Source organism: Rothia sp. 110740021-2, from assembly GCF_054263775.1.
Genome location: NZ_JBSZFE010000001.1, coordinates 939,095 through 951,914, shown reverse-complemented (window position 1 = coordinate 951,914; position 12,820 = coordinate 939,095). Strand labels below are relative to the sequence as shown.

10 protein-coding genes and 1 tRNA gene are annotated in these 12,820 nt (G+C 59.1%); all 11 read right to left on the bottom strand.

Annotation, left to right across the window (positions count from 1 at the left end; all coding sequences use genetic code 11):
- Window positions 1–50: 50 nt before the first annotated feature.
- A tRNA-Ala gene (locus ACUXHH_RS03965) sits at window positions 51–123 on the bottom strand.
- 210 nt (window positions 124–333) lie between these two features.
- Entirely contained in the window at window positions 334–771 is a 438-nt protein-coding gene (gene rsfS / locus ACUXHH_RS03960) for a ribosome silencing factor (RefSeq protein WP_279740098.1), read from the bottom strand.
- A 66-nt stretch (window positions 772–837) separates the two neighbouring features.
- Complete coding sequence (locus ACUXHH_RS03955) at window positions 838–1,893, bottom strand: sulfite reductase subunit alpha (protein WP_279790224.1); 1,056 nt, start codon at window positions 1,891–1,893, stop codon at window positions 838–840.
- Window positions 1,894–1,904: 11 nt separating this feature from the next.
- Window positions 1,905–2,546, bottom strand: a complete 642-nt coding sequence (gene nadD, locus ACUXHH_RS03950; RefSeq protein WP_279740363.1) for a nicotinate-nucleotide adenylyltransferase — start codon at window positions 2,544–2,546, stop codon at window positions 1,905–1,907.
- Window positions 2,547–3,016: 470 nt separating this feature from the next.
- A complete protein-coding gene (obgE, locus tag ACUXHH_RS03945; protein WP_279740101.1) occupies window positions 3,017–4,624 on the bottom strand; it encodes a GTPase ObgE in 1,608 nt (535 codons plus the stop codon).
- A gap of 198 nt (window positions 4,625–4,822) precedes the next feature.
- Entirely contained in the window at window positions 4,823–5,080 is a 258-nt protein-coding gene (gene rpmA / locus ACUXHH_RS03940; RefSeq protein ID WP_005505766.1) for a 50S ribosomal protein L27, read from the bottom strand.
- Window positions 5,081–5,120: 40 nt separating this feature from the next.
- Window positions 5,121–5,432 (bottom strand): 50S ribosomal protein L21, encoded by a 312-nt coding sequence (rplU, locus tag ACUXHH_RS03935; RefSeq protein WP_005505764.1) that lies wholly within the window; start codon window positions 5,430–5,432, stop codon window positions 5,121–5,123.
- Between the two features lie 537 nt (window positions 5,433–5,969).
- Window positions 5,970–9,590 carry an Rne/Rng family ribonuclease gene (locus tag ACUXHH_RS03930; RefSeq protein ID WP_458390866.1) on the bottom strand — a complete coding sequence of 1,207 codons (3,621 nt, stop codon included), beginning with the start codon at window positions 9,588–9,590 and terminating at the stop codon, window positions 5,970–5,972.
- 565 nt (window positions 9,591–10,155) lie between these two features.
- Entirely contained in the window at window positions 10,156–10,395 is a 240-nt protein-coding gene (locus ACUXHH_RS03925) for a nucleoside-diphosphate sugar epimerase (RefSeq protein ID WP_279790219.1), read from the bottom strand.
- Between the two features lie 313 nt (window positions 10,396–10,708).
- Entirely contained in the window at window positions 10,709–11,371 is a 663-nt protein-coding gene (locus tag ACUXHH_RS03920; protein ID WP_458390865.1) for a vitamin K epoxide reductase family protein, read from the bottom strand.
- A 484-nt stretch (window positions 11,372–11,855) separates the two neighbouring features.
- Window positions 11,856–12,533: a TenA family protein gene (locus ACUXHH_RS03915; protein WP_279740112.1), complete on the bottom strand. Its 678-nt coding sequence runs from the start codon at window positions 12,531–12,533 to the stop codon at window positions 11,856–11,858.
- Between the last annotated feature and the right edge of the window lie 287 nt (window positions 12,534–12,820).

Here is a 12,820-nt window from a genome sequence, read left to right as displayed (position 1 = left end):
CCGCCCGATTCACAAGAACCGGGCGAAAAGCTCCTCAACCGAGGAAAACGTGGAGATAAGGGGACTCGAACCCCTGACCCCCTGCATGCCATGCAGGTGCGCTACCAGCTGCGCCATATCCCCATATTCTGTTAGTGACCTCAATAAGGCAACATGAATATATTACACACACCACGGAGAACGTTGCAAACCAGCACACCCAAAAATACAAAAAAGTTCCGGAGCAACCGGGCATACAGAAACACCCACAAACACGCAGAAAGGGGCGGACCCCGCGGGCACCATACAGCGCCAGCAGAGTCCACCCCTCATCAGCTAAAAATAAGCGGAAGCTTACGCCTCATCCTGAGCGGGAATAATGCGTGCAGCATCCTCCTCAGTCTCACCCTCGATGTCGAAGGGAGCCTCGTTCTCAACGCCCAGCTCAATACGCGGAGCCTCAGCCCACAGACGATCCAGAGCGTAGAACTCGCGGTCCTCCTCATGCTGAACGTGCACAACAATGTCGCCGAAGTCCAGCAGAATCCAACGACCCGAGGAACGCCCCTCACGGCGAACCGGCTTCAGGCCTGCCTGCTCACGCAGAGCATCCTCAACCTCATCCGCAACAGCGTTCACGAGGCGCTCATTGTGGGCAGAAACCACCAGGAAGCCATCAATCAGACCCATCGCGTCGGATGCATCCACAGCGAACAGGTTAGTTCCCTGCTTCTCCTCCGCAGCGCGGGCGGCAATGCGCAGAGCCTCAATCGAGGACTGTGCAGCAGTCATATTTTCCTTCCTTGCCAGCAGAACACCCACCGGCAGCACCCGCAACAGGGGTGCATTGTTCACGGCCTACTTAGGGCCAAAAATCATAATCAAACCAACAACGAACAGGGCGAGCAGCAGCACAATCCACAGCCACGCCAGGGAGGTCTTCCGCGCAGGCTGCAGAACCTCTTCACCCTTCTCAACAGCGCTCTCAGAAGCAGACTCTTCCTCAGCTGCCTCCGAAGCCTCAGCAGAAACAGTCGAAGCAGACTTCGGCTCAGCCGGTTCAGACTCTTCATCCTCAGAGTCCTCTTCGGACTCTTCAGCAGTCTCCTCGACCAGTGCCTCTTCGGGATTCTGACGATCCACCATGCGCTGCAGCAGCTCCTCAACCTCATCCGGGCTCAGAGCAACAGTCGGGTCGCCGTCCACCGAATCCACGGTGTCACCAGCGGAGGCACTATCCAGCACGCTCAGATCAAGACCCTGCGCGTCCACCGCGCTCACGCGGGTGGGCAGCTCGTCAGCAGATTCTTCAACCTCAGCAACCTCAACGGTCTCTTCCTCAGCGGAAGCAGCCTCGGTGTGCTCAGCCTCAGTGTCAGAACTGTCCATCTTCTCAACCTTCGGCTCATCGCGCACCAGGTACTGGTGCAGCTCAGGCTCGGGTTCCGGCTTCTCCTTCTTGACCACGGCAATGATCGGGATCGAAGAATTCATCGGGTTATCCACCGCGGAGGGGCTGGTCGCATCCACACGGTTCTGCGCGATGTCTTCGGGGCGCAGAACACGCAGGCTAGTGGTCAGAGGAGCAGGCTCGTGCAGCTTCTCCTCATCATTCGCCTCAGTGTCAATCTTGCCCTGAGCAGCCAGCGCTGCAAAACGACGCTGAACAGCCAGAACCCGCGGGTCGATAGCGTCCGTATGAACCACTGAGCCCATGTTCGCAACAGGCTTCGCGGGCTCACCGCGGCGGCTCGCACGCAGGTACTCGGCAACTTCTTCACGGTAACGGGCAAGACGGCGCGGACCCATCACCTTAGTAGGCGGCGGCACCTCAATACCGTCCTCGGTCACGTACGTCTCGTAGAGGTACGCTTCGTCCTCGCTATAGGGCTTCGAACCCGTAGCTTCACTCATGTGTTCCCTCATTATTCGTCCATTGGGGGTGCCTGCCCAGACTCATCCTTCACGCGGGGCAAGCCGTCACGGTACGCCGTCAAGGCGTCCTTCTTGTACAGGCCGTACTTAGTAATGTACTGCACCACGCCATCCGGCACCAGGTACCAGATGGGGGCATCTTCAGCTGCGCGGCGACGAATATCGGTCGAAGAAATCGCCATCGCAGGAATCTTTAGGGTCGTAATATGACGACCCTCTGCCAGCGGCGGATCCAGCTCATGATCGGGGCGGGTCACGCCCACAAAAGTCGCCAAATCCCACAGCTTATGGGCATTGCGCCAGGTCATAATCTGGCTAATCGCGTCCGCACCGGTAATGAAGAACAGGTCAGCATCCGGGCGCAGGGCGCGCAGCTCGTTAAGCGTATCAAAGGTGTAGGTGGCGCCGCCACGGTCAATATCAATACGGCTCACTGTAAAACGCGGATTCGACGCGGTCGCAATCACCGTCATCAGGTAGCGATGCTCAGCGTCACTCACATGCCGCTCCCCCACCTTCTGCCAGGGCTGACAGGTCGGAACGAAAACAACCTCATCCAGGTCGAACACGGCGGCAACTTCACTAGCTGCCACCAGGTGTCCGTGGTGAATCGGGTCAAAGGTTCCACCCATCACGCCCAGACGCACCCGGCCGGGAGTGCGCGGGGGAATCGACTCGGTGCTCAAAGCACCAAAATCAAGGTGAACAGGCTGGTCAGTCACAAATGCCGTCCTTGCTGGGGACAGAGACCGCGCCAGGGCAACTTAAAGAGCCACCACAGGTGCGGATGCGGGCAGGTATACAGAAGGTACGCAACACCGAAAACGGTGCCCGCGTACATTCTCCTCTATGCTACCTGCTTCCGGTTAAAAAAACCGAAATGACGGGGGTGAGCTAAGCCGCCGGTGGAATACCCAACCAGCATGTCCGATCGCAGGTTCGCCACAGGCTCACCCGCATGTTCCGACACACACATCCAGCGCGAGAGGCAACCGCAGAGAACACAAGAAAGCATCGCGAACACAAGAAAGTGCCGCGCACCGGAGCAAACCCCGATGCACGGCACCATTCACTGTCTATGCAATAGCTAACGCTTCAGCTATTAGTCGTCGACGTTCGGCATGTCGATATTCTCGTCGACCTTACCTTCCTTCAACTTCTTGCGGTACTCAACGGACTCAGTCCACACGCCTGCAACGCGCTCGGACTCTAGCTCGGCACGAGCCTCCGCCTTCGCGTCCATACGCTCCTTGTACTCCACACGCTTCTGCGCACGAGTCGGGCGAATGAGCTCTTCCAGACGAGCGTCCGTACCACGCGGGGAGGACAGCAGCTCAGCGCCACCAACCATGGTCGGCTCCCAATCGAAAATCACCGAGTTATCGTTCTCGCCAATCACCACGGCGTCACCGGCACGAGCACCAGCCTTGAACAGCTCGTCCTCAACACCCAGGCGCGCCAGGCGGTCCGCCAGGTAGCCGACAGCCTCATCATTATTGAAGTCAGTTTGCTGAATCCAACGCTCAGGCTTCTCACCAATCACGCGGAACAGCGGCTCAAGGTTACGCTCCTCGCGGCGAATAATGAACTCCTGCTTTTTCTTACCGCGGAACCCCTTCGGGCGAACCACAGGAGCCTCAACGACTACACGCTCCGCTTCCTTCTCGGCAGCGGCACGAGCCACGCGGTCCTCCTCCACGAGCTTTGCCATCGCAAAAATCAGAGACTTCAGACCCTCATGGGAAGCAGTCGAAATCTCAAAGACCTCGAAGCCCATCTCCTCAAACTCAGGGCGAACAAACTCAGCCAGCTCACGAGCCTCAGGAACGTCAATCTTATTGAGAACCACAATCTGCGGACGCTCATGCAACGGCACGGTCACACCTGCAGTCGGGTCAACCTCGTAGTTTTCCAGCTCGCCGCGAATCACCTCAAAGTCACTGATCGGGTCGCGGCCCGGCTCCAAAGTAGCGCAGTCAATCACATGCACCAGAGCCGAAGAACGCTCCACATGGCGCAGGAAGCGGTGACCCAGACCGCGGCCCTCCGAAGCGCCCTCAATCAGACCGGGAACATCCGCGACAGTGTAGCGAACATCGCCCGCCTGCACCACACCCAGGTTCGGGATCAAAGTGGTGAATGGGTAGTCAGCAATCTTCGGACGCGCCGCAGAAATCGCAGCAATCAACGAAGACTTACCCGCCGAGGGGTAACCCACCAGAGCCACATCCGCAATGGACTTGAGCTCCAGAACAATATCAGCCTCTTCACCGGGGGTGCCCAACAGAGCAAAACCGGGAGCCTTACGCTTAGCCGAAGCCAACGCAGCGTTACCCAGACCGCCCATACCGCCAGGGGCAGCAACGTACTCATCGCCCACACGCAGCAGGTCAGCTAAAACATTACCCTCGCGGTCCTTCACCACAGTACCCTGCGGCACGGTCAGAATCAGGTCCTCACCGTTAAAGCCGTGGTGCATATCGCCACGACCAATATCGCCATTCGGGGCGTGCTGGTGCGGGCTGTGGTGGTACTCCAGCAGGGTCGTGGTCTGGTTATCCACGCGCAGAATCACCGCGCCACCATTACCACCGTTACCGCCGTTAGGGCCGCCCAGAGGCTTAAACTTTTCACGTCGCACGGAGACGCAGCCGTTACCTCCGCGACCGCCAGATACATGCAAGACCACGCGGTCCACGAATTCTGCCACGGGTTCTCCTTATCTTGGAAAATCTTCACTTCGCCACCGCACGGCACACACCAATCATGCTGCGGATGCGGCGGCAGGCGCGACCGGGTTGGGGTGCGCCTCATCGTGGAGCCCAGCACAGGCGGGCATCCACGGCATTCGAGGTCATAGCGAGAGGGGGTAGACTAACGCCTACCCCCTCTGCCCTAGCGGTGAGTATTACTCAGCTGCTGCCAGGATGTTAACGACCTTGCGGCCCTTGCGGGTACCGAATTCGACGGTGCCTGCTGCCAGAGCAAACAGGGTGTCGTCGCCACCACGGCCAACGTTCAGGCCGGGGTGGAAGTGGGTGCCGCGCTGACGAACGAGAATCTCGCCTGCGTTGACGGACTGGCCGCCGTAGCGCTTAACACCGAGGTACTGGGGGTTCGAGTCACGGCCGTTACGGGTGGAGCTTGCGCCCTTCTTATGTGCCATTCTGTATTCCTACCTTAGGGTTGAATTCCGGTCGTTTCGATTACGCGTTGATAGCGGTAATCTTGACGGTGGTCAGCTCGGCGCGGAAGCCCTGACGCTTCTTGTAACCGGTCTTGTTCTTGTACTTCTGAATAACGATCTTCGGACCGCGCAGGTCCTCAACCTTCTCAGCAACAACCTTGGCGGAAGCCAGGGACTTTGCGTCAGCGGTGACCTTGTCACCGTCGACGAGCAGCAGCACGGGCAGCTCGATGGTGCTACCGGGCTCGCCTGCAACACGGTCAAGGGTAACGAGGTCGCCTACGGAAACCTTCTCCTGGCGGCCGCCAGCGCGTACAATCGCGTATGCCACTATGGGACTCACTTTTCTCGACAACTTTGCTTCTTGAATCTCACACGAATGAGCAGCCTGCGCTTTCATTGCTGTGCGCCCTCCCCCGCCAGTCGAATGACCGCGAACAAGGAGGAACGGCCCGTGCGTTCCGGCGGGATTGCCCGCTGAAGCCAACACGCGAGGCTCACCGGTGGTGTCTCTCTCCCGCACGTTCAAAACTCAGCCGCTTACTCGATCGCGCCGAAGACGATGCGGGTGGGAGCGGTGTCTCCCGCTGGCCCTGCGTCGATAGGGCTTCACTGAGATAAACACCAGTCCTTAAGGATACGGCATGATCTACGTGCCACGCAATAGATAATTTTGCGGAACGCTCGAAGTCGGCACGTGATACTACTCAACCTGCACACGCACCGTACATAAACCACACGCAACCCGTCCGTATCAACAACGCTGAGACAGCGGCCCATGAGCAAGCCCCGGCAAGGTGGATTACTCCACCCCACCAGGGCTCGACATACACACACCATCGTAATTCCGATGATTGGAAGCTAAAGACTAATCGTCCTTACCTTCACGCTTAATGTCGGCAGCGGCCACGCCAATGCCGAACAAGACAGGGGCCGAAGCGTCATTAGACACCGGAGCCACATCCGCAACAGAAGCGGAAGCAACCACGGAACCCTCAGCACGCTCGGAAGCGTCCACGGTCACGACCTGAGCACCGGCACCGGCGCTCGAAGCCGCACGGCGAGTGCGACGCTTACGCGGGGTCAAACCGGGCACCTGAGCTACAGGCTTCTGGAGGTCCTCAACCGGAGCCTCAACCGCTGCAGGAGCTGCGCCCACCACGCCGGTCACAGCCGGAGCACCAATCACGCCGGTCACAACCGTACGAGACTCAGACTTCTGAACCTTATCAGCCTTCGCGGGTGCCTGCTCGGCGCGCTTCTCATCAGCGGCACAACGAGCACGGCGGCGGGACGCACGCGGAGTCTCGCGAACATCCTCGATGCGCAGGTCCTCACGCTCAACACGCTTGGATTCCTGAGCCTTCTGCTCGCCGGAGGTTGCCTCCGCGCCCTTATGCTCCGAACGCTTGTGCTCCGAGTGCTTCGCCGCACGGTCCTCACGGCCCGAACGGAACAACTCACCCTCAGCGCGGGCAATACGGCCGGCCTTCTGAGAAGCACGGGCCTTCGCCTCGCCGGCGCGAATCGCCTCAAAACGATCCGACGAACGAGTAAAGCGCGGGTCGAGCTCCGGGTCAACGTGGTGCTCATCCTCCAGAGCACCCGCACCGGAATCCTCTACAGCGGCAATATCTGCATCAGTCAGCTCGCGACGCTTATGGTTACGAGAAGACTTCTTACCGCCATGCTTGGACGAACGACGCTCATCCCAACGGTCCTCAGCAGAGTCCTTCGAGGAATCCTCAGCGGACTCCTCTTCCACGCGGTCGAACGCGTTTGCCAGCTGCTCCAGGGAGAAACCGCCCTGCTCACCGATCCAGTTGCCCTCGGTGACCTCCGCGACCTTGTCTTCACGCTGAGCGACCTCCGCGTGAGTCTGCTCGCCGGCAGCCTCGGCAATACCCTGAATCTCCTGCTCAAGCGAAAGCTCAGCGGTCTCCGCGCGGCGTGAACGCTTGCGGCGCTTACGCTTCTTACGGGTCGAAGCAGTTTCCTCCGAAACGTCCTCACTCGGAGCGGATGCGGCAGCCACCGCAGCCATAGCATTACGGCGCTCAGCCTTCTTCGACTCCAGAGCGTCCTGCTTCTGCTGGTCACGAGAATCCTCGCGGGCAGCGGCACGGCTACGCTTACGGTCATTACGCTCATGGCGGTGGATATAATCCGACGCGCCACCGTTACGACCGCTCAGCGGCTGATCATGAACCACCAGGCCACGACCGGCGCACTGCTCACAGGGCTCCGAGAAGACCTCAAGCAGACCGGTACCCAGGCGCTTACGGGTCATCTGAACCAGACCCAGCGAAGTCACCTCAGCCACCTGATGCTTGGTACGGTCACGGCCCAGGCACTCAATCAGACGACGCAGAACCAGGTCACGATTCGACTCAAGCACCATGTCAATGAAGTCAATGACGATAATGCCACCAATATCGCGCAGACGCAGCTGACGGACAATCTCCTCAGCAGCTTCCAGGTTGTTCTTGGTGACGGTCTCTTCCAGGTTGCCGCCGCTACCGGTGAACTTACCGGTGTTCACGTCCACCACGGTCATGGCTTCGGTACGGTCAATTACCAGCGAACCACCCGAAGGCAAGTACACCTTACGGTCCAGAGCCTTCGCCAGCTGCTCGTTAATGCGGTAATGATCGAAGAGGTCGTCATCACCATCCCACTGCTGCAGGCGGGACACCAGGTCCGGGGCCACGTAGGTTACGTACGCCTCGATGGAATCCCACGCGTTCTTACCCTGAACAATCATCGCGGTGAAGTCCTCGTTGAAGACGTCACGCACGGTCTTAATCATCAGGTCGGGCTCCTGGTAGAGCATCTCAGGAGCCAGCACCTTGCGGGAGTTAGCCTTCTCCTGAATCTCTTCCCACTGCGCACGCAGACGGTTAATATCATGAGTCAGCTCCTCTTCAGAAGCACCCTCCGCCGCGGTACGAACAATCACGCCAGCACCCTCGGGCAGCTTGTCCTTCAGAATCTTCTTCAGACGAGCACGCTCAGTGTCGGGCAACTTGCGGGAAATACCGGTCATCGAACCACCCGGCACGTACACCAGGAAGCGACCGGGCAGGGAAACCTGGCTGGTCAGGCGGGCACCCTTGTGGCCAATCGGGTCCTTGGTGACCTGCACCAGAACCGAATCGCCGGGCTTCAGGGCGTTCTCAATCTTGCGGGGTGCACCGTCCAGGCCGGTGACATCCCAGTTGACCTCGCCCGCGTACAGCACAGCGTTACGGCCGCGTCCAATGTCAACGAATGCAGCTTCCATGGACGGTAGAACGTTCTGTACCTTACCCAGGTACACGTTACCAATTAGGGAATCCTGCTGGGTCTTGGACACGAAGTGCTCAGCCAGCACGCCATCCTCGAGCACGCCAATCTGGATGCGACCGTCCTTCTGGCGAACCAGCATCTGACGGTCCACGGACTCGCGGCGGGCCAGGAACTCGGCTTCGGTCACGATGTGCCGGCGGCGACCCAGGGAACGGGACTCGCGGCGGCGCACGCGCTTCGCCTCCAGGCGGGTAGAACCACGCACACCGGTCACAGTGTTGGATGCGTGAGAGTCAGCCAGGCGCGGTGCACGCACCTTGGTGACGGTCTCAACCTCATCATCAACTCCGCCCTCAATCTCAATATCTTCGGTACCGCGGCGACGGCGACGGCGACGGTGGCTCGTCACCTCAGCCTCAGCGGCAGCCTCCTCGCGGCGGCGCTCCATGCGCTCCTTACGCTTCTGCTCCTCGGCAGCGGCGCGGCGTGCCTCACGCTCCAGCTTGGCGGCGATAGCGAGATCACTCAGCTCCTCCGGCTCGGGAGCCATGAACAGCGGCATCGCACCCATGGGGGTACGCGAGCGTAGCTCCTGCAGCTTTTCGCGCTGCAGGTCGCTAATGGTCTTTACCGGCTCGGGAGCTACTTCAGACTCCTCAGCTACGGGTTCCTCAGCTGCGGGCTTTTCAGCAGATTCTTCTGCGGCGGGTGCCTCAGAAGTAGCTTCTTCGGTTGCAGATTCCTCCGCAACTACAGCAGTCTCAGCGGGCTGCTCCGCGGCGGGCGTAACAACTTCCTCAACCTTCGCGGTCTTCTCGACAGTCTCGACCTTCGCGGTGTTCTCCACGACAGCAGACTCAGCCGCCTTCTTTTCAGCAACCTCAAACAGGCTATCTAGAGTAGAAGCAACCTCGGCCTCAGACACAGCGGGAGCGGCAACCTTCGGTGCTGGCGCGTGCTTAGCCTTAGCGTTACGCAGGTTAGTCAGGCCAGTAGCAATCGCCTCATCCAGGGGAACCTCAGAAGCCTTCTCCTTCTTCGGGCGACCCGGGCGGCGGCGCTCAGTACCCTGCTGAGCCTCAGAGCTCTCACGAATATTTTTACGCAGAGTTTCACGGGTCTCTGCAGAGGCGTTCTTCTCCTCCGCGAGGGCGTTCAGCGCCTCAAAAACCCCAAGTTCGACGTTCTTCTCGTCAGACATTAATCTTCTTTCGTTACACCCTGCTCCGCACCGCAAGGATTTTTAACAGCGCGCATACAGCGCAAAGCCTAGTTGCTGTCACCGCGGCTCAAGCCTCACCTTACAGTGCACATTCATTGGCGCTACCGGGCACTATCTCGTTCAGCGCTTCTGCCGTAAGGGGCGAGCGGGCGGAACGCAGAGCGCGCCGCGACGGTCACAGCCACCTCGCTCTCGAGCACGGCACGCTCACACCCTTCCTGGGTGTTCTGCCGGTCTTCGGGTTTCTTCGCCGTGGCGGGCGTCGCGCGGTGCGACAGTTATGCTCCGCGGCTTATAGCCGGCGCTCTTCGGGTACTCTCCCTCGATGCGTTGGTGGGGATCTTTATGCGCGTGCGGGGCGCACAAGACACCGCGTTCCATTATACCCGGTAGAGTGTGCTTCTAAGCCACCCTACCCTTCGTATCCGGGCTCCACTTCCGGGCAGGATGCGTGGGACAGATTATGGCGGTCATCTAGCGGGCACAGCAAAGCCGGGCGTGCCACTACGCACCACCCGGCTTCAAAAAACTTTGAGAGGAGGGGCTAGTCCAGACCCAGCTCCGCATCACGCGCCTCACGAACCTGCTGAGCAAGCTTCGGGTCGGTCGGCAGATACTCCGGACCGGAACCGGTCGCAAACGGAACACCCAGAATAAAAACAAACGGAGAAACCACCAGCAGAATTACCCACAGCAGCGAGAAGTGACCGGCGGTCAGCAACAGCAGGGCAGTCAGAAAAATAACGGCAGCAGCGCCCATTGCGGCAATTCCGGCAGTCTTCACGGTTCTCCTCGAAGGGGTATCAAGAATCTAGTCTCCAGCAGAACGGCAGGCAGTCAACGTCGCAGGTGAACCCCGCGGACGGCTCCGTCCGATGCCGTTCAAGAATATACCTGACCATTATACGCACCCACTCCGCCTCCCCGCTGGTCGCCACTGGCCCCTCCCCTCCCCACTACCCGGCGTAACCAGACCGGGCCCCCAACCCTGCACAGCCTCACCCGCCCGCAGACACAGTAACGCCCCGGCACCAACAAGTACCGGGGCGTTGCATGTTCGGGGTATCGGCCCTCAAACCAAGTTCAGAGATGAACGCTTAGCGCATCATATTCATAATGACCTCAAAGAAGCGGATCACAATAATGCCGAAAATCAGGATCAGCCACAGGCTAACCGCAAACCAGGACCAGCCGCGAGCGCTCTCACACATCGACTGCGACGCCGGAATAACACCCGCCGAAATATTGCGGACCGTGGTCTTCACAAAAAGCATGATGGTCATAATCCACACGATCATACAGAACAGGCACAGAGCGTTAATCTGGAAGGTCGTCTGGTACCACAGCCACATAGTGAACGCGGTCGCTGCAGCCAAACCAATGTTCATGCACACCCAGAACCACTTCTTGAACTGTGCACCCGCCATCATCGCGGCGCCGATAGTCACTACAATCGAGAAGCCCACCATGCCAATGAACGGGTTCGGGAAGCCGAAAGCTTCCGCCTGCGGCGAGCGCATCACCGTGCCGCAGCTGAGCAGGGCGTTGATATCGCAGACCGTTGAGTGGCCGGCATCAATGTAAATCTGCAGGCGCTCATACACCAGAATCGCTGAAGAAATGAGTGCAATCAGGCCGGCACCAACCAGCCAGAATCCGAGCTGTCGGTCTGAGTAGCTGCCCGGGGTTCCCGCGTGCCCGTGTTGCGCTTCTTTTTCAGCGTGGGTGGGCTCGGTAGTACTCGATGCGGCAGTACTCATACGACTCCTTTAGATAGTGTTTTACGGTGGTACGTTCACGGCAGTACCGTCTTAGCTCTGCCAGAAAAATTGGGGTGTTCGGGCGCCTGGCAATCTTCAAGCCGAGAGGCACAGGGAGGGTTCGCTAGGTTCCTCTAGGAGGTTCCTGAAAGTCGCGCCCCCCCCGCTTGTCAGGAGGTATTCACCGACGCGGCATAGCCAGCACCCCGGAAGCAGTACTCCATTTATCCTAGCCTCTCACATTGCTAAATAGCACGCCATTAGCTTTTACATTTCCCATATGACGCCTCACATCATGCAAATAGGCGCGTTTTTGTGACGTACCTTAAACCCAGAAAACCCCGGAAGGAGCCCGCAACGTAGCGGCGGGCGGAACCTTTCGGGGCATGGTGCGCATGTTTTCTAGGGCATTCGCCTCATCAACGCGCGGCGGCTCCCACGGCAACTACCGTGGAGCGCACAGACAGCACGTTAGGGCAGTGCGTTAGGGCAGCGGGTGGGTGTACGACTCATCAAAGAACAGCTGCTCCAGCTCCACCGCGCGGCTAAAGAACTCACGGGCACGCTGCGCATCCGAGGGGCCCACACGGTCCAGTTCGCTGCGCAGGAAATCAACCAGCTCACGGAACTCCGGGTAGTCGTGCAGGGTAATCCACTCGTGGTGCACAAAAGAATCGGGGCGCTTGGTGGGAGCCTTTGACGCCCAATCCAGGTACAGGCCCTCGCAAACCACCAGCACCGATAGAATCGCCGCGTAGCTGCCGCTTGCCGCAGCGTCCAGGAAGAGACGCTTAAAGCCGGTGGTCGCCTCTGTATCGGGTATGGATTCACGCTGATGCTCGGTCACGCCCAGAGTCTCAAAACAACGCAGGAAGTAGGTGTTCTCATCACCGGCAATTTCACCAGCAAACTGCGCCAACCGCAAGCGCCCAGAGAGAGTGTCAGCATTGGCGATTGCGCCACCAATCAGGGCGAGGAAGGTATCGAGGAAGCGGTAGTCCTGCACCAGGTACCCCGCCATAACCTGCGGGGCAATCGTGCCCTCAAAAAGTTCAGTCACAAAGCGGTGATTCGTGGCGGAAAGCCAGGTATCAATGTTTTCCTGGCGCAACGTTTCAGTGAACGAATCAGTTCCATTCGCATCAGCAAAGGGCGCGGACATAAGAGTTGCCTTTCGAGATAATGCATACCGTCGCTGGTATACGCATATATGCGGGTTTAGTTGGTGCAGCCTCAGACAATGGGGCCGGTGCCTCAGTGAATATAGCACCGGGATACCACGGTGTGCCCGGTTTTGTACCCCCGGCACCCGAAAATTTTCGTTCTTTTCGTTTTTGGGGTGGATGAGGGCTCTTAGGTTTCAGGCATGAAGCTACTCTTTTTCTCCCAAATACAAAACGGGCCGCAAAAACAGCACACAAAAAAGGCAGGGCGCAATTCCTCTAGCCG